21 protein-coding genes and 1 pseudogene are annotated in these 22,204 nt (G+C 67.1%); 7 read left to right on the forward strand and 15 right to left on the reverse strand.

Annotated features, from left to right (window positions below; translation table 11 throughout):
- The 4 genes from AB4Y79_RS20700 to AB4Y79_RS20715 all read right to left on the reverse strand — a co-directional run.
- Positions 1–545, reverse strand: a 545-nt coding sequence (locus AB4Y79_RS20700) for a lyase family protein (protein WP_441865932.1), incomplete at its 3' end; no start/stop codon positions are given.
- Positions 546–553: 8 nt separating this feature from the next.
- Entirely contained in the window at positions 554–1,630 is a 1,077-nt protein-coding gene (locus tag AB4Y79_RS20705; protein ID WP_441865934.1) for an asparaginase, read from the reverse strand.
- Between the two features lie 30 nt (positions 1,631–1,660).
- A complete protein-coding gene (locus tag AB4Y79_RS20710) occupies positions 1,661–2,368 on the reverse strand; it encodes a FadR/GntR family transcriptional regulator (RefSeq protein WP_441865936.1) in 708 nt (235 codons plus the stop codon).
- Between the two features lie 42 nt (positions 2,369–2,410).
- Positions 2,411–3,046, reverse strand: a complete 636-nt coding sequence (locus AB4Y79_RS20715) for a DedA family protein (protein WP_441865938.1) — start codon at positions 3,044–3,046, stop codon at positions 2,411–2,413.
- A gap of 331 nt (positions 3,047–3,377) precedes the next feature.
- Here AB4Y79_RS20715 and AB4Y79_RS20720 point away from each other — a divergent pair, with 331 nt between their 5' ends.
- Positions 3,378–3,647, forward strand: a complete 270-nt coding sequence (locus tag AB4Y79_RS20720; RefSeq protein WP_441865940.1) for a type II toxin-antitoxin system Y4mF family antitoxin — start codon at positions 3,378–3,380, stop codon at positions 3,645–3,647.
- An 8-nt stretch (positions 3,648–3,655) separates the two neighbouring features.
- On the forward strand, positions 3,656–4,891 hold the full coding sequence (locus AB4Y79_RS20725; RefSeq protein ID WP_441865942.1) for a type II toxin-antitoxin system HipA family toxin: 1,236 nt from the start codon (positions 3,656–3,658) through the stop codon (positions 4,889–4,891).
- A gap of 19 nt (positions 4,892–4,910) precedes the next feature.
- Here the strand turns inward: AB4Y79_RS20725 and AB4Y79_RS20730 are convergent, their stop codons facing one another.
- Together AB4Y79_RS20730 and AB4Y79_RS20735 are read right to left on the reverse strand one after the other, a co-directional pair.
- Positions 4,911–5,528, reverse strand: coding sequence for a uracil-DNA glycosylase (locus AB4Y79_RS20730; RefSeq protein WP_308929396.1), 618 nt, complete (start codon positions 5,526–5,528; stop codon positions 4,911–4,913).
- Positions 5,529–5,630: 102 nt separating this feature from the next.
- Positions 5,631–6,512, reverse strand: a complete 882-nt coding sequence (locus tag AB4Y79_RS20735; protein ID WP_441865944.1) for a cytochrome c oxidase assembly protein — start codon at positions 6,510–6,512, stop codon at positions 5,631–5,633.
- Positions 6,513–6,597: 85 nt separating this feature from the next.
- Between AB4Y79_RS20735 and AB4Y79_RS20740 the strand changes: the two genes are divergently transcribed.
- Positions 6,598–7,104, forward strand: a complete 507-nt coding sequence (locus tag AB4Y79_RS20740) for a hypothetical protein (protein WP_441865946.1) — start codon at positions 6,598–6,600, stop codon at positions 7,102–7,104.
- Between the two features lie 13 nt (positions 7,105–7,117).
- Here AB4Y79_RS20740 and AB4Y79_RS20745 read toward each other — a convergent pair whose 3' ends face one another.
- The 5 genes from AB4Y79_RS20745 to AB4Y79_RS20765 all read right to left on the reverse strand — a co-directional run bounded on the left by AB4Y79_RS20745 (position 7,118) and on the right by AB4Y79_RS20765 (position 11,342).
- Positions 7,118–7,501: an RNA-binding S4 domain-containing protein gene (locus AB4Y79_RS20745; protein ID WP_308929399.1), complete on the reverse strand. Its 384-nt coding sequence runs from the start codon at positions 7,499–7,501 to the stop codon at positions 7,118–7,120.
- Between the two features lie 34 nt (positions 7,502–7,535).
- On the reverse strand, positions 7,536–8,648 hold the full coding sequence (locus AB4Y79_RS20750) for a sulfite oxidase (RefSeq protein WP_441865948.1): 1,113 nt from the start codon (positions 8,646–8,648) through the stop codon (positions 7,536–7,538).
- Positions 8,649–8,756: 108 nt separating this feature from the next.
- Positions 8,757–9,617, reverse strand: coding sequence for an SDR family oxidoreductase (locus tag AB4Y79_RS20755; protein WP_441865950.1), 861 nt, complete (start codon positions 9,615–9,617; stop codon positions 8,757–8,759).
- Positions 9,618–10,622, reverse strand: a complete 1,005-nt coding sequence (locus AB4Y79_RS20760; RefSeq protein WP_441865952.1) for an aldo/keto reductase family protein — start codon at positions 10,620–10,622, stop codon at positions 9,618–9,620.
- A 27-nt stretch (positions 10,623–10,649) separates the two neighbouring features.
- Positions 10,650–11,342: a hypothetical protein gene (locus tag AB4Y79_RS20765; protein ID WP_441865954.1), complete on the reverse strand. Its 693-nt coding sequence runs from the start codon at positions 11,340–11,342 to the stop codon at positions 10,650–10,652.
- Positions 11,343–11,538: 196 nt separating this feature from the next.
- Here AB4Y79_RS20765 and AB4Y79_RS20770 point away from each other — a divergent pair, with 196 nt between their 5' ends.
- Complete coding sequence (locus AB4Y79_RS20770; protein ID WP_441865993.1) at positions 11,539–11,910, forward strand: YchJ family protein; 372 nt, start codon at positions 11,539–11,541, stop codon at positions 11,908–11,910.
- Between the two features lie 21 nt (positions 11,911–11,931).
- Here AB4Y79_RS20770 and AB4Y79_RS20775 read toward each other — a convergent pair whose 3' ends face one another.
- From AB4Y79_RS20775 to AB4Y79_RS20785, 3 genes are all read right to left on the reverse strand, one after another.
- Positions 11,932–12,768 (reverse strand): TIGR04086 family membrane protein, encoded by an 837-nt coding sequence (locus tag AB4Y79_RS20775; RefSeq protein ID WP_441865956.1) that lies wholly within the window; start codon positions 12,766–12,768, stop codon positions 11,932–11,934.
- 64 nt (positions 12,769–12,832) lie between these two features.
- On the reverse strand, positions 12,833–14,833 hold the full coding sequence (locus tag AB4Y79_RS20780; RefSeq protein WP_441865958.1) for an acyl-CoA dehydrogenase family protein: 2,001 nt from the start codon (positions 14,831–14,833) through the stop codon (positions 12,833–12,835).
- A gap of 62 nt (positions 14,834–14,895) precedes the next feature.
- Positions 14,896–15,198 (reverse strand): hypothetical protein, encoded by a 303-nt coding sequence (locus tag AB4Y79_RS20785; RefSeq protein ID WP_441865960.1) that lies wholly within the window; start codon positions 15,196–15,198, stop codon positions 14,896–14,898.
- Between the two features lie 250 nt (positions 15,199–15,448).
- Between AB4Y79_RS20785 and AB4Y79_RS20790 the strand changes: the two genes are divergently transcribed.
- The 3 genes and pseudogenes from AB4Y79_RS20790 to AB4Y79_RS20800 all read left to right on the forward strand — a co-directional run bounded on the left by AB4Y79_RS20790 (position 15,449) and on the right by AB4Y79_RS20800 (position 21,448).
- On the forward strand, positions 15,449–16,906 hold the full coding sequence (locus AB4Y79_RS20790; RefSeq protein ID WP_441865962.1) for a DUF3375 family protein: 1,458 nt from the start codon (positions 15,449–15,451) through the stop codon (positions 16,904–16,906).
- A pseudogene (locus AB4Y79_RS20795) lies at positions 16,899–17,744 on the forward strand (DUF4194 domain-containing protein); the annotation flags it as partial. The gene AB4Y79_RS20790 and the pseudogene AB4Y79_RS20795, both read left to right, overlap by 8 nt.
- 224 nt (positions 17,745–17,968) lie before the next feature.
- The gene (locus AB4Y79_RS20800) at positions 17,969–21,448 is read left to right on the forward strand and encodes an ATP-binding protein (RefSeq protein WP_441865964.1); all 3,480 of its coding nucleotides are present in this window, start codon (positions 17,969–17,971) and stop codon (positions 21,446–21,448) included.
- 24 nt (positions 21,449–21,472) lie between these two features.
- On the opposite strand, the gene AB4Y79_RS20805 is transcribed toward AB4Y79_RS20800, so the two are convergent.
- Positions 21,473–21,967 carry an FBP domain-containing protein gene (locus tag AB4Y79_RS20805; RefSeq protein WP_441865966.1) on the reverse strand — a complete coding sequence of 165 codons (495 nt, stop codon included), beginning with the start codon at positions 21,965–21,967 and terminating at the stop codon, positions 21,473–21,475.
- Positions 21,968–22,204: the final 237 nt, after the last annotated feature.

The raw sequence follows: 22,204 nt of genomic DNA on the forward strand, positions 1-22,204 counted from the left end.
TCCTCGAGTTCTTCGAGTGCGGCCAGCAGTTCGCGGGCGGCGAAGATGGTGCCCAGTTTCACGGCCGTGGGGTACACGTCGTTGGTGGACTGGCTGAGGTTGACGTGGTCGTTCGGGTGCAGCCTGGCGTAGTCGCCCTTGGGGTGGCCGAGGATCTCCAGGGCACGGTTGGCGATGACCTCGTTGGCGTTCATGTTCGACGAGGTCCCGGCACCGCCTTGGACGACGTCCACCACGAACTGGTCAGCAAGCCGGCCGGCCAGGACATCCTGGCAGGCCTGCTCAATGGCATCGGCCCGCTCGGCGTCCAGCAGGCCCAGCTCACGGTTGGTCCGGGCGGCCGCGAGCTTGACGGCGGCCAGCCCACGGACCAGGTGCATGTTGGAGGACAGCTGTTGGCCGGTGATCGGGAAGTTCTCCACGGCCCGGAGCGTGTGCACGCCCCAGTACGCAGTCGCCGGTACCTCCCGGTCGCCCAGCAGGTCGTGCTCGGACCTGGTGGCGGGGACGGATGGGGCATCCGCAACGGTGTCAATCATGGTCATAGGGGTCCTCACAGGGCTTCGTTGACGGGCGTGGACGGGTTGGTATTCAGGAAGTCAGTGGCCAGCAGCTGGCCCACCTGGTGGCCGCCGCCCAGGACCGGGGCGGTGGCGATGCCGGCGAGCAGTACGGTGTCCACGCCCAGCGCCGCCAGCAGCTGTACTGTGGCGGGCATCCGGGCGCGGTCGCCGCCGTCGGAAATCTTGACGGCTGCGGCGCCGCCGTCGGCCAGGCCCACCAGCTGGATGCCCTCGAAGCCGTCCTTGGCCACGGCGCCCGGGAGCAGGCGCATCAGGTCGGTGACGTCGCGGCCCTCGCCGGCCACCATGTCCGGGTGACGCTTCATGGCGAGCCCGACGGCGGCTTCCGCGCTTCCGGAACCGGTCCTGCCGTCGTCGTGCGTGGCTGCAAGGGAAGCCGCCCGGGCGATCCGGCCGAAGGCGCGGGCCATCCCGCCCAGTGTGAGGGCGAACAGCGGGGTGCCGCAGCCGTCGGTGCTCAGTGCGGCGGGGGCCTCGCCGGTCAGGTCGGTGACGGTCTGCGCCACGAGCTGCTGCAGCGGGTGGGAGGGATCGAGGTAGCCCCGGACGGACCAGCCGTTGATCGCGCAGGTCGCGGCCATGGCGGCGTGCTTTCCGGAGCAGTTCTGGGTGATTTGCGTGGGCCCGCCGCCGGCGCGCAGCCAGTCCTCACGTTCGGCGGTGCCGTAGGGGAGGTCGGAGCTGTTCTCAAGGTCGGTGGGGGCCAGCCCGTGCAGATCGAGGATGCGCCGGGCACCGTCACGGTGGGCCGCCGAGCCCGAGTGGCTTGCGGCGGCCAGGGCCAGGAGGTCGGCGGGAAGCTCCAAGCCGGCCCGGACCATGGCGACGGCCTGGAGCGGCTTGAGCGCGGACCGCGGGTAGAAGGGAACCAGCGGATCGCCGGCGGTTGCCGCCACGGAACCGTCAGCCGCAAGGGCGATTGCCGAGCCGTAGTGGACGCTCTCCACGAGGCCGTCACGGACGGCAGCCACCAGCGGGGTGTGTAGCGGCAGGGCCGGTTCACCCAGGGCAGCGGTGTGGGCAGCGGAAAACACGGGGGATGGCATGGCGTCCTTGGAAGGGTCGGTTGGATGTGTCTAGTTGCTGAGGATGGAGTCCAGGGCCGCGCCCACGGCTTCCAGGTGGTGGGCCATGGCGGCGCGGGCGTCATCCGCGGAGCCGGCCTCGATGGCGGCCAGGATTTGCTGGTGTTCCACGTCGGAGGCGTGCTGGCGGTCTGCCACCATGTTCAGCGTCTCGGACTGGTGGGCCAGGGCGTCCCGGATGTCCGTCACCACGCTTGCGAAAACCTTGTTGCCGCTGGCCCGGGCGATGGCGGCATGGAAGGAGGAGTCCAGGGCAACCCAGGACTCGGGGTCGGTTTCCGTGGCCATGGCAGCCACGATGTCGCGGAGGGTTTCCAGTTCTTCCGGGGTGCGCCGCTGGGCGGCCAGCCCGGCGGCCGGGACCTCGATGTGCGGGCGGGCCTCGGTCAGGTCCCGTGCCGAGTACTGCCCCAGGGTGAGGTCATTGGCCACCTTGCCGGCAATGACGAACGTGCCTTTGCCGGTCCGGGTGACTGTCAGGCCCAAGGCCGTGCACGAGCGGAGCGCTTCCCGGATGACCGAGCGGCTGACCCCGTACTGCTGGGACAGCGTGGCTTCCGAGCTGAGCTTGCTGCCCACCGGAAAGGTGCCGGATTCGATGTCCGCACGGATGGTGTTGAACACCGCCTCGGCAGCGCTCAGCCGGGCAAGGGGACGGGATGCAGGCTGTCCTGCTGTCCGGCTGTCTGACAGGTTCACGCCTTAAATATGGCACCCGTCACAGTCGCTGTCAAGCCCTCCCTAGTCCTGCCGCTGTCCTGCGGCACGCCGGTGCTGCCGCCGTCGCCGCGTGCGGAAATGCCAGGCGACGAGCGCAGCCACCGCCACCGCGGCGGTGACGACGGCGATGTCCCGGCCGGCTGCCTGGGCTACGGCTTCGTAGGAGTTGCCCGCCAGGAAGCCCAGGAGGACGAAGCCGATGCCCCACACCACGCCGCCTGCCGCGTTGTAGGCGAGGAAGCGGCCATAAGGCATCCGCGAGGTGCCGGCCAGGGCCGGCATGACCGCCCGGAAGAAGGCGGTGAACCGGCCCAGGAACACGGCGGCGCCGCCCTTGCGGCGGAGCAGGTCCTGGGCGTTGTGCAGCTTCCCGGAGTGGCGGGCCAGCGCCCTGCTTTTCAGGATGCGGCTGCCCAGGTGTTTGCCCACTTCATACCCCACGCTGTCGCCCACGATCGCGGCGGCGACTACCAGTGCCATCATGACGCCCAGCTGGACTTCGCCCCGGCTGGCCACCACGCCGCCCAGGACGGCCGCGGTTTCTCCCGGGATGACGAAGCCGATGAACAAGGCGTCCTCGGCAAAGACGAGGCAGAACACGGCGATGTACGCCACCAGTGGGCTGACGTTCAAGAGGCCGTCGATGAACCCCGTCATGTAAGCAACTTTAGGCCCGTGGTGCCGGAGCCGGGCCCGGCTTTGCCGGGAAGGGCAGCCGCGCCACGCGGATGGCGGCCGGCATTGTCCGGGATGTTGCCTCGGGTGGACGGTTGGAGGGGGACGTCAAGGGTGAGCCTGTTTCTTTGGCCGGCGGTCAGGGTAACTTCGAGTATGCGCCTGCGCTCCTGAAAATACCCTGACAATTGACCGGCGACCATCCCACGGACGATCGGCACGAACGTGCCGTCTACCCAGGCGAGGGACTTATCTTTTCGGTCCCAGGGTGCTAATTTGGCCGTAATCGGCACGATCGTGCCTAGGAGGTGTGGTGACCGACTCCCTGATGGGGCAGGTGGCGCTGGAGGTGCGCGCACGGCGCAAGTCCCTTCGGCTCAACCAGCGTGACCTGGCGGACATTGCTGGCGTATCCGAGCGATTCGTCCGCTTCGTGGAACAGGGAAAGCCCAGTGTCCAAGTGGACTCGCTGCTTGCACTGCTGGAGGCCTTGGGGCTCGAGCTGCAGGTCGCGCCAAGGACCAGCCTCGCGGTGCGGATGTTCCCGAGGCCGGGGGCAGGGGAAGGTGGAGCGGGCGAATGAGGCACCGCGTGGCAGATGTGTACAAGGCCGGTATCCTGGCCGCCAGGCTTGAGCGGCACGACGGCGGCACCCGGTTCAGTTACCTTCCCGCCTACCTGGAATCCGGGAGGGGCGCCGTCGCCACCTCCCTGCCCCTTACTGACGAACCCGTCCTGTCCGCCGCCGGTGCGGCTCCGCCCTACTTCACGGGATTGCTGCCGGAAGGGCGCCGGCTCAACGCGCTCCGCCGGTCCATCAAGGCGAGTGCTGACGACGACCTTTCGCTGCTCATCGCTGCGGGCGGAAATCCGGTGGGCGACGTCCAGGTGGTTGGCCACGGGGAGCCGCTGGACCCGGACGAGCATGCGGTGCGCCTGGATCCTGGGCAACCGGTGGATTTCGAGCAGCTCATCGGCGACTCCGATCTGATCGATCCCGTGGCGCTCGCCGGGGTGCAGGACAAGCTTTCCGCCGGAATGATCTCGCTGCCAGTGGCCAATGCGGGGAAGCGGTTCATCCTCAAACTCAATGCTCCCGAGTTTCCGCATGTGGTGGAAAACGAGTTCGTCATGTTCCGCTACGCCGCGAAGTTGCGGGTTCCCCTGAGCCGGGTACAGCTGATCCGCGATGTCGCGGGGCGCCCCGGGCTGCTGGTGGAGCGCTTCGACCGTGTTCCGCTCCCTGGCGGCGGCCCGGACGACGCCCTGCGCCTTGCCGTTGAAGACGGTGCCCAGGTACTCAAGCTCTACCCCGCGGATAAGTACAACGTGGGGTACGGGCAGGTCTGCAAGGCGCTGGCCGATCACTGCGCGGCACCGCTGCCCGCCTTGCGGAACCTCGCCCTTCAGGCCGCTTTTGCCTGGCTCACTGGCAATGGCGACCTGCACGCCAAGAATGTGTCCATGGTGCAGGAACCCGGCGGGGAGTGGGGGATCGCCCCGGTGTACGACATCCCCTCCACAGTGGTTTACGGGGACAAGACCCTGGCGCTGACCCTGGGCGGAAAACGGACCGGCATCTCCCGGCGGCATTTCCTGGGTTGGGCAACCACGTTGGGTTTGCCGGAGCGTGCGGCCGCAACCGTGGTCGAGTTGGCCCTGAAGGCGTCCGGGCCGCTGATCGCCGACCTTGAGGCAGGGACGGCCTTCGCGGTCGTGAACAATTCCACGGCGGACGACGCCGGCGGGTCACCCTTTCCGGAGAGGGTCACCAGGGCGTGGGTTAAGGAACTGAAACACCGCCGCCGCCTCTTGGAGGCCCTGTAGCAGTCAGGCGGCTGCAGTCTTAGAGGTGCTGGATGCCCGCCCGCTGCATGGCATCACGGTAGGTTTCCACGCTCTTGGCCAGGAGTTCTTCCTGCTTGGCCTCTGAAACAGCAAAGGCCCTGCCGCCGAGGGCGGAGGCCTTGTAGATTTTGATGCCGCTGTTCTTCAGCGACGAGTGGTAGGTCTTTTCAAAAAGGGTCAGGAACGTGGAAGCGTCCGTACCGTGCGCGATGACCGCCGAGACGCGGGAATTGATTTTGAGGAACTGGCGGAAGGGGCGCAGGCCGTCGGTTTTCTCCTGGACGCTCAGCGCCGACGGGCTGCCGCTTTCGCGGATCCAGGGGTACGCGTTCCACGGCATGACGTACTGCGGATCCAGTTCGGCGAGCTCGTAGATCTGGGTGGCGCGGCGGGCTGCTTCGTCGTCGTTATACAGGGAGACGAACCCGGATTCGGTGCCCTTGCCGGGGCTGGCCTGGAGGCTGATGATTCGGCACTCGTCTTCGTCATGGACGGGGTCGATATAGGGGACGGTGGAACCGGGCTTCTTCTCCATCAGTTCTTCGCAAAGTTGGGTTACCTTCGCGATGTTCGGTTCCTGTAGCAGGGCCTTTTTTTCGTCCCAATCAATCGTCACGATTTCTCCCTTTGCGGCGAGGCGTCCAGAATCAGGCGTCCTATGTCACTCTACGCTTCCGCGGCGAGCGGTGGGCACACTTGATTTTTGGCCCAGGCCAGCCTAGTGCCGGCCCCGCAGGTGCTGGTTGTGGAGCTCATCGAGTTGCTCGTCGGTCAGTTCATCAAACACCAAGGCTTCGCGCTTGTCGCTGTGTGAGAAGCGGATGAACATGAGGATGATCAGCGGCAGGTCCACCACCTCGCAGATGAACCACAGCAAATTCCCCGCGAACTGCTGGTCCTGGAGGGCGTCCCTGAACCACCACTGGGGATCCGGGAGGGTCATTGCATGGTCGAGGACCTGGCCGTTGAGGCTAAGGAGGATTCCGGGGACGGCGTCGATCAGCAACTCAATGAACACGAACATGAATTCCAGGGTCAGGTAGGCGCTGGACCGTTGGAAATTGGATTCTTCGATGATGGGCAGTGCCATGAGCATGCCCAGCAGCGGGACACCAAGCGTGAGCAGTGCGTCGGCCGCAGGGTTGGTCCGCAGCGTGTAGAAGGCCGGCGTCAGAAAGGTGGAGAAGAGGGCCAGCCCAAGTAAGGGTGCGCCGAATGAATTACTGACAAACCGCACCGGACGGCTGGACAGGACAGCGTCAAAGACTGCCGCTCCGTGGTCCGGCAACGCCGCACGCGCGAGTGTCAGCGGCTTGCCCAGGCCGATGAGCAGTGGAACCACAAAGAGCAGCAGGGAAATTTTGAGGGTGAACGCCCACCGCTGCTGCGGGCCGTACACGCCGGTGAAGCCGCAGGTCAGGATGACGAAAGTACCAAGGCCCAGGACGTAGAACGCCAGCGCACGCCAGGCCGGCCAGCGGTGGCCTTTCCGTCCGGCCGAACGCATCCCCCACCCATAGAGGACTCCGCCCACAATGACGAACGCTGTGGCGGCCCAGTCGAGGCGCCAGGAGGAAATAAGGATCTCAAGCGGTGGCACGGGCCAATGGTAGCCAGTGTTCCTGAGAACAGCATGGGCGTTTCTTCGGAGATCGGGGACTGCCGGGATGCTGTTCAATGTGAGGATGCAGTTCACCAGGAAGGGCTTGAAAGATGACGGCTTTTTGGGCTTCCGGCCTGCGAAGGACCTTGACGCCATGCGGGTCCCGCGGGGAACGGGCATATTCGTCATTTTGACGCCGGACGCGTTCCAGCCGGAATTCCTGAAGAAGAGCACCGCCGGCGTCTTTAAGAAGAAAGATCCCTCCCTGCCGGAGCAGGACATTAAGGCTGCCTGGGTGGACACGGCCGCCGTCCTGTACCTCGGCAAAGCCGGTCCGGGCAGCAAGGGCAACCGCGGGCTAAGGCGGCAGATCCAGGAGTTCCTGGACTTCGGACACGGAAAGCCGCCGGGCCACTGGGACGGCCGGCTCATCTGGCAACTCAAGGATGCCGGGACGCTGCTGGTTGCGTGGAAGGAAATGGCCGCCGAAACCCTTAACCAGGCCGAGGCGGACTACCACACAGGTTTTGTCGAGGAGTACGGGAAACTGCCGTACGCGAACCTCGTGCGGGGGCGGACCAGAAGCTGACCCGGGTGCAGGCTTAGGCCGGTCCCTTGAGGCGCTCCATCTCACGGCGGTCCTTCTTGGTGGGCCGGCCGGCGCCCCGGTCGCGTTGCGGGAGCCCCAGCGCCGGCAGGACGGGCCGCGGGGGAGTGTGGTCCGTGAAGCAATGGGATGCGGCCTCGGCTCCAACGCGCTTGGCGATCAGCCGCCGCACTTCAAGGATGCGCTCGTACCCGGACATGCGCACCGTCACCGTGTCTCCAGTGACCAGAGTCGCTGAGGCCTTGGAAGGGCTGCCGTTGAGGCGGACGTGCCCGGCCCGGCAGGCGGCGGTGGCGGCGGACCGTGTCTTGTAGGCACGGATGGCCCACAACCACGCATCGATTCGGACACTGGCGGGGGAGGATGGGAGGCTGGTCATGATTGGCACCGAGTATAGCCCCGGGCCGCCGGCTTCACTCCACTATCACCCTGACCCGCTGCACTACGTTGTTGCCCATCCCCTGGTAGTTCCAATTCTGTTCCAGGGGCTGGGTGGCGCCGGTGACGTCGGTGGCGCGGCAGGCCAGGACATGCTCGCCGGGTTCGGCCACCCACGGCATGGTCCAGCTCCGCCACGCGTAGCCGCCGGCGGGCTTGCCCAGCCGGGCGGGCAGCCAGGTGCCGTTAATGGCCACCTCGACGCCGGCCACGGCGCCTTCCCCGGACCAGGCCCTGCCCTGCAACATGACCGGGCCAGGGCGGACAAACCGCCGGCGCGTGAAGAAGTCCGGGACCCCGGGCGGAACCATCAGCGAACGCACCCTGATCCTCGAAACCGGCCGGCCGGCGTCGTCCGCGGAGGCCTGGTAGCGGTAGGCGGACTGCTGCTGGAACCCGGTGAACGGCTCTTTGGCCACCTCTATCGACTCCAGCCACTTGACGCTGGCCATCCCGTACCAGCCCGGAACCACAAGCCGCAGCGGGTACCCATGCTGCGGCGGCAGTTCGGCGCCGTTCATTTTGTAGGCAAGGACGACGTCGGGACGCAGGGCTTCGCGGACCGGCAGGCTGCGCGCGTAATGGTGCGGGACGCCGCCCTGCACGCCCGCGTCCGCGCCGGTGAAGACCACCTCCACGGCATCCGGCAGTACACCCGCTTTGCCCAGGAGGTAGGCCAGCGGAACACCGGTCCAGTGGGCCGTGCCCACCGCTTCCAGGACCCACGGCTGGCTGAGGGGCCGCGGCTCCAGCAGCGACCGGCCGTTGCCCGCGCACTCCAGGGTGACCGGAACGGTGATGGCCGGGGCCCTGCGGAGGGCGGCCATGCCCAGCTCCAGGGTCCGTTCCACCGCACCCCGGATCCGCAGGTGCCAGGAGGGGCTGTCGATATCCGGGATATCGAAATGCGTGAGCACGTAGTGCAGCCCCGGAGGCGTGACCTCGCGGCGGAGCGCCTCCAGCGGCATTGAATGGTTGCGGGCGGAGAGCTGCAGTTCCTCGGGAGTAAGCGGGCCGTTTGACGGGCCTGCGGGAACCGGAAGGGCTTCCGCCGCCGCTGATTGGCTGTGTTCTCTGGTCTCTGTCATGGCGCCGGGATTCTCTGAGCCGTGCTCCGCCTGGGTGGCGGCGCCTAGCCACAGGTCTACGCCGGGCTCCCCGGTCCGTCAACAGCCCACGGGCCCGGGGAGGGAGCGCTACAGGACAGGCCGGGTCAGGAACTCGGCCAGGCTGATGGGGTCCTGACCGGTCAGCCCGTGCACGTCCGGTGAAAGCCCGGCCATCTCCCCGGCCGCCATCGCGGTATAGGTGCTCACCCACGCGTCCAACTGCCACTGCGGAGCACCGTAGGACGCCCGGGATGCGTAGGCTTCCTCCACCGTTTCCGGGTGGTAGCTGATGGTCCGGCCGGTTCCGTCACTGAGTACCCGGGCGGCCTGCGCCATGGACAGCTCTTCCGGTCCGGTCAGGTTGTAGGTCATTCCCTTATGAATTGCCGGATCGCGGAGCACTGCATGGGCGGAGCGGGCCACATCCTCCCGGGTTACCCCGGAAAACACGCCCTCACCGGCGGGGCCGCGGATCACGCCGTCCTCTCCGGTCATCAGCGGCAGGAAGTCCAGGTAGAAGTTGTCCCGAAGGAACGTGAAGTCCATTCCGGAGGCCTTGATCCGCTCCTCCGTGGCGTAATGGTCCCGCGCCAGGGTGAAGGTGGCATCCGGCGCAGCGCCGTAGAACGACGTGTACACCACGTGCTGCACTCCGGCGTCAGCGGCGGCGTCCACGAACGCGTAGTGCTGCTGCAACCGGTCTTCGGCTTCGGCCGCGGACACCATGAACAGCAGCTTTACCCCGTCCAGGGCCTGCCGGGACGCAGCGCCGTCCCCGTAGGAACACACCACGGCGGAGGCCCCGGCCAGTTCGGGGGCCCGGGCGGCGTCGCGCACCAGCAGGCGTTGCGCGAATCCGGACGCGGCAAGTTGCCGCGCCAGCATGCCGCCCAGGCCTCCGGTTGATCCGGTGACCGCAAGCTCCGGGAGATCGGCCGGGGACTGCATTCAGGCTTCCCGGGTGGCCGGCGACTTGGTCTGGGCCGGGTCGCGTTCGGCGAGGCCGCCGATGGCGTCGTCGATCTTCTTCAGGACCGCGGCGTCCAGCGTCACGCCTGCCGCCGCAACGCTGTCCGCGATCTGTTCGGGCCGGGACGCGCCCACGATGGCGGATGCCACGTTCGGGTTCTGGAGGACCCAGGCAACGGCCAGCTGCGGCATTGTCAGGCCCGCTTCGGCGGCAATCGGCTTCAGGTCCTGCACACCTGCCAGGACGTCGTCGCGCATCCACCGCTGGATCATCTTGGCACCGCCCTTCTCATCCGTGGCGCGGCTGCCTTCCGGGGCCGGCCGGCCGGGAAGGTACTTGCCGCTGAGGACGCCCTGGGCCATGGGCGACCAAACGATCTGGGACACCCCCAGCTCCTCCGACGCCGGGACAACTTCCGCCTCGATAACCCGCCACAGCATGGAGTACTGCGGCTGGTTGGAGATGAGCTGGAAGCCCAGTTCCTTGGACAGCCTGTGGCCTTCACGCAGCTGGTCAGCGGTCCATTCGCTCACCCCGATGTAGAGCGCCTTGCCCTGCCGGACGATGTCGGCGAACGCCTGCATGGTCTCTTCCAGCGGTGTTTCAAAGTCGTAGCGGTGGGCCTGGTAGAGGTCCACGTAGTCTGTCTGCAACCGGCGCAGTGACCCGTTGATGGATTCCATGATGTGCTTGCGTGAGAGGCCCAGATCGTTCTTGCCCTTGGGGCCGGTGGGGCCGAAGACTTTGGTGAAGATTTCCAGGGATTCCCGGCGCTCGCCCTTCAGCGCCTCGCCCAGGACGGTTTCCGCTGCCGTGTTGGCGTAGACGTCCGCTGTGTCGAAGGTGCTGATGCCGGCATCGAGGGCCGCGCGCACGCACTGGCTGGCGACGTCGTTTTCCACCTGCGAGCCGTGCGTCAGCCAGTTGCCGAACGTGATTTCCGAGACTTTGAAGCCACTGTTTCCGAGGTATCTGAATTCCATGGGTTTCACGCTAACCCAGTTGGTTGCTCAGGGTAAGGGCTGCTTGCCGTTCTCCCGCGACGCCGCGGGCGACGTCCTGTTCCTGTCCGGTTCCTGTTCCTTGAGCACCTGCTGCGGGCCGGCCAGTGAAACGAGGGACCCGGTGTCCAATGGTGCGAGCGGATGGGATGGCTGTGGCCTCTTGAAGGACCTCGGCAGCTCGTGCGGCGGCCGGTGGTTGCGCAGCGCGGATTCCACCAGCGGAGCCACCTCCTCCACCTTGTCGGCGGGCACAGCGGGATCCGGAAGGTCCCGCACCGACAATTTGATCTCCGGTGCCGCGGCTTTGGCCCGGGCCGTGGCGCGGGCATCCGCCCGCGCGACGGCTGAGGCCCAGTCTTCTGCGAGGACAGGGGGTTCGCGGCGGACGGCAAACTTCGGGTGGCGTACGACGGCGGTGCGCAGCGACTCCGTGAGCCGGGCCGGGCTGAGGGTGGCGGCGCGTTCCCGCCAGGATTTGCGGGTTTCCGGGTGTTGATCCCGTGCCGCCGCGGAAAGCGCACGGACCTTGAGCGGGCCTTTTCCGAACAACGTCATCAGGACGATGCCGGCAAGACGGCCCAGGCCTGCCAGGACCAAGGTAAGCACCCCGAGGAGGAAGAGGACAAAGAACATCAGGAGGGCTACGCCCATGGTGCCGAAGAAGGTCAGGTTGAGGACCAGAGTGTCCGGTTGCTCCACGTCATCACTCCTTTCCACCAACATCCCCGGGCTTGCGGCCGGCGCACAGCACCGGGGGGCCAAGCTCCTCCTCCACCATACGGATTTTTGGCCAGTCGTGCGGCCGGGAGCGGTGTCGCGGCCAGTGTTGTAGCGAAGCTGTTACCCGATATGACAGCATCACCGGGTGACCGAATCGAATGAGTCCGCGAACTGCATGTGCCTGTCCGGCGAAACGTACGCAATGTGTTGCGGAAGGTTCCATTCCGGCCCGGCCGAACCCGCAACCGCGGAGCAGCTGATGCGGTCCCGCTACACCGCGTTCGTCAGGTTGGATGAGGGATACCTGTTGCGGACCCAGCATCCTGGCACGGTCCCGGCCAGCCTGGACCTGGACCCGGCCATGCAGTGGCGGCGCCTGGATATTGTGGCCACCAGCCAGGGTGGTCCCTTCGACAGCAAAGGGACGGTTGAGTTCAAGGCCTACTACCGGCACGGCGCGGACCGCGGCATCCTCCACGAAGCCAGCAGGTTTGTCCGCGAAGGCGGCCGGTGGCTCTATGTGGATGGCGACATCCTGTCCTCCTAGCAGCCGCGCGCTGCCTGCGGACTATGCGCCGTCATCGTAATACTCGCTGTCCGGCGTGAAGCCGGCGCGGTCAACCTTGCGGTGGAACCGCATGCCCGCAAGCCCGCCCAGCACGGCGCCCACCAGGGCCACGGCTGCCACCACGACTGCTGCGATGATGCTGGTGGTGGTCAGTTGGCCTTCGTTGACGGGGATCCGCGGGAAGCTGTTGAGATTGGCAAGGACGTTGAACTGTTGCCCGGCCACCAAGCCGAGGATGGCGACCACGACCGCCGCGATCAGGGCCCAGATCCACACCATGAGCCCCTGCTTTGCGCCGTTGAAGCGGGCCATCCGCCCCGCGACGTAGCCTCCGGAATAGTAGGAGAGGAACAGGATCACCAGCAGGACGATGATGCCCACCAGCCCCACGGTGCCGCTGTTCTGCGCAGCTTGGTTCACGGCCGCGTTGACATCGGTGTTGTTGGCCAGCCCAACGGCGGTCCCGGCGGCTGCCACCAGTGCCGTCAGCAGCACGGCCATGCCGGTGGCGGTGAGCCAGCCGAAGAACGCAGAGCCTGCCTTGATGCCGCCAAAGCGCTCCTTCTGGCGGGCGATGGCGGTTTCCCTGTCCGTCAGCGTCGGGTCCACCACCGGTTCGACCACGGGCGTGGCCCTGGTGGGGGCAGGCTGGTACTCCCGCTCGGCGGAGGGGGCGGCGGCATAATCCGTGCCCTCCGCCGAGCGGGCGGGGGTCTTGTCCATCGAGCGCGTGGCGGAATCCTCCGCTGCGCCCGGGCGGTAGTTGCCATTGCGGGACGTTTCGTCCCCCCGGACACGGCGGGGAGGCAGGTTCTCTGGGTCCGTTGAGCTGCTCATGAACCAACTCAACCACCCGCCACCACCGATAGCAAGCGTGCTTACTACTTTGTGACCTGCGGTTTTACCGGTATTTGCGGTGCAGGTCTTCCTTCTGCGAGGGGCCGGGGGAGGCGTCGGCGATCCACGGACCGGTGCCCTCGGACTGGTCCAGCACGCCCGCTTCCAGCCAGGTGTAGTCACCGGCGAGGACATTGCGGGTCAGTGTGTGGTCGGCATCGTCGGTGTTCCGCCACAACTGGTCGAAGTATTCGTCCACCCGGACCTTCGCCTGCTCGCAGTAGGCGTCTGCGAGCTCGTATGCGCCGGCGGCCGTGCCGGGTGAGGTGCGCAGCAGCATCTCCGCGCGGGAACAGCAGGCGGTCATGGCGAAGAGTTCGGCGCCGATGTCCACGATGCGGCCCAGGAACGCCTGCTTCCGCTCCAGCTTGGCCTGCCACCGGCCCATGCCGTAGAAGGTTTGCCGTGCCAGCCGGCGCGAGGATCGTTCCACGAACCGCAGGTGCTTGGCCAGCCTGCCGAACCCGTTGTACGAGCGGGGGTCCATGCCGGCGCCGGCCACGAGCTTGGGCAGCCACCTGGCGTAGAAACCGGAGGCGCCGACGGCGGCCTTGGCTTTATCGGCAAGGCTCGCATCCAAGGACGCGAGGTCGCCCGCGGCGGCCAGGTGCGCATCCACGGCTTCCCTGGCAATCAGCAGCCGCATGATCTCGGAAGACCCCTCGAAGATCCTGTTGATGCGCATGTCCCGCAACTGCTGCTCTGCCGGTACCGCGCGTTCGCCGCGGGCCGCCAGCGATTCGGCCGTTTCAAACCCGCGGCCGCCGCGGATCTGCACCAGCTCGTCAGCGATCCGGCAGCTGATCTCGGTGGCCCAGAGCTTGGCGAGCGCGGCTTCGATCCGGACGTCCTTCTGCCCGGCGTCGGCAAGTTCGGCGGCAAGTTCGAAGACCGCGTCCAGGGCAAAGGCGGACGCCGCGATGAAGGCGATCTTCTTGCCCACGGCTTCGTGTTCGCCCACCGGCCGGCCCCACTGGGTGCGGGCGTTGGACCATTCGCGGGCAATCTTCAGGCTCCAGCGCCCGGAGGCCACGCACAACGCCGGCAACGCCAGGCGGCCGGTGTTCAGTGTGGTCAAGGCGATCTTCAGGCCCTGCCCCTCGCGCCCCAGCCGGTTGGCGGCCGGGACCCGCACCTGGTGGAAGCGGGTCACGCCGTTTTCGATGCCGCGCAATCCCATGAAAGCATTCCGGTTTTCCACCGTGATGCCCGGGGAGTCCATCTCCACCACGAACGCGCTGATGCCGCCCTTGTGGTTTGTGCCCGCGGCGTCGGTGTGGGCCGGGACCAGTGCCATCACCACCACCAGTTCGGCAATCACACCGTTGGTGGTCCAAAGTTTCACGCCTTCCAGGAGGTACGCCTCGCCGTCGTCCGTTGGCGTTGCCGTGCTGCCCATCCGGGCAGGATCGCTGCCCACGTCCGGTTCCGTGAGGAGGAACGCAGTGACGGCGCCGGCGGCGCAGCGGGGGAGGTATTCGCGCTTCTGCTCGGGTGTGCCGAAGACCTTGACGGGCTCGGGAACGCCGATGGACTGGTGGGCGGAGATCAGCGCTCCGAGGCTGGGATGGACGCTGCCGAGAAGGGCGAGTGCCCGGCCGTAGTACACCAGCGAGAGGCCCAGTCCGCCGTATTCCTCCGGGATCTTCATGCCGAAGACGCCCAGGCCGGCCAGGCCCTTGATGTACTCGTCCGGGATCTTCGCGTCGCGTTCGATGACCCGCCCGGACATGGTCTTGGCGTACTCGGTGAGGCGGGCCATGAATGCCTCGCCCTTTTCCACGGACGCGGGATCGGCGGCGGGCCAGGGATGGACCAGGCCGAGGTCGAAGCTGCCCAGGTAGAGGCCTTTGGCGAAGCTGGGACGGTCCCAGCCGGTTTCCCGGGCGGCTTCTGCGACGGCCCGGGCGTCTTCGGCGGTGGCGCCGGCCCCGATGTTGCCGGCCGGGACGGGGGTTTCCTCAGCCGGGGCGTCTTTGGCCTGGCTGTCAGTAGCGGAGCTCATGGGTTATCTCCTTGGGCCGGAATGGCCGGTGTAGCCATGGATCCGCCGGGTTGGAGAACCCTTCAGCTGTCACTCAAGATTACCCGCGGGTAGGTTCCGGTACCAGGGGACGTTTGCCCCTGGAAATCGCCGGAAATATCCACGGCGGCCGCGCGGTGGACCAGCCTGTCCCACCCGGCGTTGATCCCGTGGACCACTGCCAGGAGCGTCGTGGCCAGCACTGTCCACGTGAGCTTGCCGGCGCCCAGCAGCACCAGGGCAACCAGCCCGGCGGCGAGGACGAATGCGGCCAGGATCGCGCCAAATACCAGCGTCCCGATAAAAACCATGGTGGCTGTTTCCACTGTGCTCAGATCGAACTGCATGAATCCCCCTGCTGCTGCGGCGTTGCGTTGCGAAAGACTGCTGTGGCGAAGACCAGTAGCAGCAGCCTAGGGGGACAGGCCCGCGGCCAGCCAGAGGCGCATGGGGCGGAAGTGGCTGTTGATACGGGATCGAAACAATACCCGCAGGTAGGTCACGGAGTGGTCGCGGCGGCCTGCGTTAACCTTGTACTTGGCAGTTTTCCGGTTCGTCCCGCTGCCGCGCCCCCGCCCACCAGCCCGAGGAGAGTGTGTGCCCCGCTCCGCCAGGTCATCCGCTGACGCCATCAGCGCCCGGCTCCGGGACCTCGAACTCCTCACCAAGGGACCCGCCTGGGCCTTGACGCGTTCGGCGCCCTGGGTGATCGCGGTGCTCCAGGCTTCCTTTACCCGTACCCGGCCGCAGCTGCCGCTGGAAGAATTCCACGCCGACGTCGACTCCTTCCTTGAGGAGCTCCGGCGCCAGGATCCCGGGCTGGGCGGAGGGGCCAACGGGAAGTCCTTCGGCGATGAGTGGACCCGCCGGCAGTTCCTGACCCGCCGGAACCAGTCGGGCCAGATCGTCTACGAGGTCACCGAGCCGGCCGCGCGCGTGCTTGCCTTCCTGGACAGCCTTTCCAGCGAACGGTCCACGTTAAACGGGTCCCGGCTGGGAACGCTGCTGGGGGACGTGGAGAAACTCGCCAACGAGACCAACCCGGACCAGAGCGCCCGCCTGGAAGCCTTGGAAGAGGAAATCGAAGAACGGCAGCAGCTCATCCAGGACATCAGCACCGGCGAGTTCGACGGCCTGCTGGACGACGACGAAGCCGTGGAGGCTGCCGGGAACATCCTGGACCTGGCTGCCAGCTTGCCCGCGGACTACAAGAAGATGCGCGACCGGATCGAGGAACTGGTGGGCGGCCTGCGCAACCAGATCATCGAGGAGTCGCTGACCAAGGGCGCCACCATGGCCCAGGTCCTGGAGGCGGACAAACGGCTCCGCCAGAGCCCGGAAGGCAGGACGTTCCGGTCCTTCACCGCATTCCTGGAGGACCCGCAGCAGCAGTTGCGGTTCCGGTCCGCCATCGGCGAAGTACTGAGCCGGCAGTTCGCGGACGACCTCTCACCCGAGGACCGGGAGACGCTGAAGAACCTGGTGGCCGAGCTCCGGCAGCAGCACAGCCAGATCCAGCGCATCTACGGCAAGCTCAGCGAAAGCCTCAACACATACGTCCAGAGCGACGACTTCCGCCAGTCGGTCCGGCTCCGCCAGGTCCTGCGCGAAGCCGAGCAGGCCATCCGCTCCCTGCCATATGAGCGTGAACGGCCCGGCCTGGTACCGGGCCCGGTCCTGTACAACGCCGGCTTCGAGTCACTGTCCATGGTGAAGCTCTTCGATCCCGACGAGTTCGCGGCCCCGCCCCGCCTGGCCGATCCCATCGCCTTTACCGACTCGGACCGGGTGCGCTCGCAGAGGACCGGCAAGGCCAAGCCCGCTCTGGTCCGGGCGGCCATGGCCGGGGCTGCGACGCTGGCCGACGCCTGGCAGCAGCTGCCGCCCGGCGAACAGCACATCAACTCCATCCGCGCCCTCCTCTCCGAAGCCCTGCACCGGGGTGCGGACTTCAACCGCGGAGCCTGGGACGGCCTGGACTTCGAACAGATAGACGGTTCCATGCGCAGGGCCTACCTGCCGGTGGTTACGCTCGCAAAGGATTCAGATGACTGAGGAAATCACGACGCCGGTTGTTGAGCCCATCGGCAACGCAGGAGACGGCCCTGTGGTTGAGTCCGTCGAAACCAGGGCGGGGGCGGCACCGGGCGTTGAGCACCCTTTCGCAGTCTCGCCCCGCGACACGTTCGTCGATGGCGCAGCCCTGTTCCCGGGCGATACCGGTGTGCTGCCCATGAAGGTGCGGCAAGCCCTGGTCAAGCTCCTCAAGGGCCCCTACATCGACGGCGGCCGCGACGAGAAGCTGTGGACGGTGCTGCTGGACAACCAGTTGATTCTTCGGAGCCGCCTCTCCGAGTTGTTCCTTACCTTGCAGCTGGACCATGAACGGAAGATCGCCGTCCTCCGTCCCGTGGATCCGGAGGTCATCGGTGGCAGCACCCGCTCAAGCATTCTGCGGCAGCAGCGCGCGCTCAGCCGGGTCGAAACCATCGTGCTGCTCCGGCTCCGCCTGCTCCTGGACCGGCACGTCACCGCCCAGACAGACCCCACCATCACGCGCGAGGAAATCACGGACCTGGTGGCGCATTACCAGCCGGCCGGCCAGCAGGACGCCCTCCGTGACTCCGACGTGGTGACCCGCGCCATCACCAAGCTCCTGGCCCGCCAACTCCTGCTCCCCACCGGCCTGGACGACGTCTACACCATCTCCAACGCCCTGCCCCTGGCGCTGCCGTTCGAAAACATCGGCGACATCCCGGCCCACATAGAGGCCTTGGTCGCCGCCTCGGCAGATCAATCAGGAACAGAACCACTCCTTGACCTCGACGCGGATACTTCATCCAACGAGGACGAAGACGGAGCGGGGGACGACGACGCCGACGCCGCCCCCGCCCCTTCGCCGGGCGGCATTCGTCCTGCGGACGATGCGCCCGGCTCCGACAGGCCCGATGCCACTCCCGGGGCGGCACCGGCGTCATCGTCAGTGGATGCCCAGGTTCCGGGCACTAGCGGTGGCGACGGGGACATGCGGCAGCGTGCGTCTAAGCGAGGAACGAGCGAGCACGCCGAGCATGTGCCCGGTGGCGGCGCGAACGAAACCACGACTGAGGTGACCAAGTGACCATCGCAAGCATGCTCCCGCTCGGGGACGTGACCAACCCGGGCCAGATGCGGCTTGCCTTGGTGCAAGTGGTCAACTGGGGGACGTTCCACGGCGCGCACACGATGCATGTGGACCGCAACGGCACCCTGCTGACGGGCAATTCAGGCGTGGGCAAGTCCACGCTGTTCGATGCCATGCTGCGGGTTTTCGATGCGCGGCCGCGGTCCAACGAGGCGGCTGCGCAGCGTTCGGGCGGTGCGGTGGAGGACAAGCGCACCACCTTCACGTACATGCGCGGCAAGGTGGGGGACAAGGCGGTGGGGGAGGGCTCGGCGAGTGCGTTCCAGCGCCCCGGTGCCACCTGGTCCGCCGTCGCCCTGACGTTCGATAACGCAGCCGGCACCAGGGTGACGGTCTCGGCGTTGTTCGACCTGCCCAAGAACGGCACGGAATCCAGCGTGGGCCGGTTCTACCTGATCGACAATGTGCCGCTGGACCTGGAGGCCGTTGAAGACATAGCGGACAAGCGCTTCACCAAGGGCGCGCTGGAGGCGATCTTCCCGCACGCGCAGGTGTTCGATGTCCACAAGGCGTTCGCTGAGCGGTTCCGGCGGCTGCTGGGCATCAGCTCGGACCAGGCGCTGCCCCTGCTGCGCGTGATCCAGGCGGGCAAGGGCCTGGGCGGCAGCGTCAACACGTTCTTCCGCGACCAGGTGCTGGATGCCCCTGCCACCCTGGCCGCCGCGGATGATGTGGTGGAGGAGTTCAGCAACCTGATGTCCATCCGCCAGCGGCTGGAGGACGTCCGGCAGCAGCGCGACCAGCTGGCTCCCGTCCCTGGCCTGAACCGTGAATATGCCCAGTCCCTGCTGGACGCGAACCGGCTCCGGGAGCTGGTGGGCGAGGAGTTCGAGGCCTACAAGCAGAAGCTGGCCGTCGAGGTCCACCAGAAGACCCTGGTCCGGTTCCGTGAGCTGGCGCAGGCGAAGGCCAAGGAGCTCGGCGCCGAACGTGCGGTCCGTGACGGACTGGCCAAGGAGCTGCGGCAGCTGGAGACCGACTACAACAACCAGGGTGGCAACGCCATCTCGGCGATCGAGCAGTCGCTGGAGAACGCCAAGGTGGGCTTGAAGCTCCGCCGGCAGGTGGAGGAGGCGGCCCAGCAGGCATTGTCCGACGCCGGGTTGCAGCTTGAGTGGAGCGCGGCCGGCTGGGAGCAAGCCCATGAGCAGGCGGCAGCGAGGTCCGCCGAGCTGAAGGATGATTCGCAGGCCCTGCAGGAGCTCCGGTTCGAGGCGTTTGACGCCCACGCCACCCGCAAGAGGGAGCTCGCGGCCGCCGAGCAGGAACTCGTCTCGCTGAAGACGCGCAAATCCCTGCTGCCGCCGTCGAGCATTGAAAACCGGGCTGCGATCGCCGCTGCCACGGGGATCCCGGAAGACCGGATGCCGTTCGCAGGCGAGCTCATGGACCTCGCCGAAGGGGAGGATCGATGGCGCCCGGCAGCGGAGCGCGCACTCCGGAGCCTTGCCACCACCCTGCTGGTGCCCGGCGAGCACTTCGGTGCCGTCACCCGGTACCTCAACGACCACAACGTCCGCGGCGCGCTGCGGGCGGTGGACGTCTCCAAGCCATTGGCGGGTGGGGCGCTCGCCGTGGAGGACGCGCGCGACGGCGACCTCCTGGCCAAGCTGGACATCCTCGCCGCGGGTGCGGTGGCCGAGGCCGGCGAATGGGTCCGTGAGCGGATCGCGCTGGACTTTGCCTATCCCTGCGTGGAGGATCCGGATGAGCTGGCAGCGCTGGACAAGGGCCTGAGCCTGGGCGGCGTGGTCAAGCGGAACCGGCACACGGTGGAGAAGGATGACCGCTTTACCAGCCGCCAGGACTACGTGCTTGGTTTCGACAACGCCGCCAAGCTGGAACTTGTGGCAGGTCAGGTGGAGGACCTCCGCCAGGAAGTGGCCAAGGCCGCGGAACTGGCCCAGAGCCGCGAGGACTCGCACCAGGGCATGAGCCGCCAGCTCGATGCCCTGCGCCGCATCGCAGAGGATGACCGCCCGTGGGAGCAGGTGTCCGCGGCCGTCGCGGCGGATGAGCTCGCCCGGATCGAGCAGCGGCTCAAGGACGCCCTGGCCGCACAGGCGGACCTGGAACCGCTCCGCGCCACCATCGAGGAGGCCCGGCAGAAGCACCAGTCCAGCACCGAGTCTGCGGCCGTCCTGCAAAGCGAATACAAGGCACTGGACCGCCAGCTGACGGGGGCGGACGCGCTGCTGGAAGCCGCGCGCGTCCGCCTGGCCCAGGCGCCGCCGTCGGACGCCACGGCCGCAGCGCTGGAACCGCATTTCGCGGAATTCGGCGACGTGACCGAAATGCACGAACTGGACAACCTGGCGAACCGGGTCCGGACAGCCCTGCTGGGCGAACTGCACACGGCAGAGTCACGGGGCCAGGCCACGGCGGAGCGGCTCACCCGCATCTTCGAAGGCTTCGTGCGGGAGTGGGGCAGCGCCATCTCGGCGGACCACGGCACCAGCATCGGGGCGGCCAGTGAATTCGAGGCCCGCTACCACGCGATCGTGAATGACGGCCTGCCCGCGCAGGAAGCGGAGTTCCGGCAATTCTTCAACCAGCGCACGCATGAGTCCTTCAGCACCCTGCTGCACCTGCTGGACGAGGAACGCCGCTCCATTACCAGCCGCATCCTGCCCCTGAACGGCATCCTCTCCCAGGTGAACTTCCACGAGGGCAGCTATCTGGAACTGGACATCAAGCAGACACTGCCGCCTACCGCCAAGCAGTTCAAGGACGCCATCCAGAATGCGTTGAAGGCCCGGCATACCCGGCCGGCGAAGGCGGAGGCAGGCCGTGCAGATGGCCCCGGCCCAGGCAGGGACGACGACGGCGAGCTCACCGCCCGCTACAAGTCCCTGGAAACGCTGGTCAAGCGGCTGGGTTCGCAGGCGCCCGAGGACCGGCGCTGGCGCGCCGAGGTCCTGGACGTCCGCGGCCACCTGTTCATCCAGTGCAAGGAACACCGCGAAGTCGCCGCCCCCACCTCGGGAAAGAAGGGCGGCAGCAAGAAGACCGAAGTGTTCATGCACGCCGACACCGGTTCCATGTCCGGCGGCGAGCGGCAGCGGTTCACCGCGTTCATCATGGCCGCTGCCCTCAGCTACCAGCTGGGCATTGCCGAGCAGGGCTTCACCACCTACGGCACGGTGATGATGGACGAGGCCTTCGTGCTCGCCTCCGAGGAGTTCGCCGGTGCCGGGATCAAGGCGCTGCACGAATTTGGGTTCCAGCTGCTGCTGGCCGCCCCCGAAAACGTGATCGACCTGTCCCGGCACCTGGGCTCCGTCACCGAAATCCTGCGTGACAAACGCACCAACCGCTCCGGGGTCCTGACCGCACCCGTCATCCGCCCCCGCCCGGGGGAGGAAGGCGCCTGGCGGTCCGAGGCGAACCCGGTGGACATCGTCCTGCGGTAACTTGCCGGAGGTGGACGGGGCCGGTTACCTGGATTGCACGCGCGCCAGGAACTGCGCCGTGCGGTCCTGCAGCCCCTGGATTTGGCGTTGCACAACGACGGCGGGGTCCGGGTTGATCTCGTTGGCCGGCGGTTCCCTGCGGACGTTGCCGCAGCAGACGAAGTCGGCGCAGATCAGGGTGCCCACCGTGTTGCCGTCGCGCCCGGACTGGCCCGACCGCTTGGCGACCCAGAGCAGGACGTCTTCCTTGGAGAACACGTCCCGGCAGAGTTCGCACAACACGGAGCGGTTCTTCCGGGCACCTCCTTCGGGGGCCCGGAGCATGATTCCGGTGAGGCCCTTGGGGCCAGGAACCACCAGGTAACCGCGGAGCGGCATCTTTGCGTCGCGCCAGCCCATGAACTCCAGGCTGTCCCAGTCCAGGGAGTCGAAGTTTTTGGGCAGCGTCAGTTTCGCAGCTTCTGAGCGGCTGGCGTTGACGAAGGAGGAGCGGATTTGCTGAGGCGTGACTGATTGCATGGCTGAACTTTCGTAGCAGTGGGCGGCCCGGATCAGGGCCAAGGTAACGGGGGAGAGTCAGTCAGTCTCCGCGGAGCAGGCCAAAGCGGCCACCCCGCTCTCCATGGCAGCGGCGGCCGTGACGACCCTCTGCATGCGCATTCCCGTTGTCCTGTCCGGTGTTCAGTGTCCCGGTGCGGCTTTGGCCGGCCCGGCAAGGCCATCCTGCCAAATCGAGAGTCAACTGTCCAAGGAATG

Source organism: Pseudarthrobacter sp. YAF2 (genome assembly GCF_052113345.1).
In the GTDB taxonomy this organism is placed as follows: domain Bacteria; phylum Actinomycetota; class Actinomycetes; order Actinomycetales; family Micrococcaceae; genus Arthrobacter.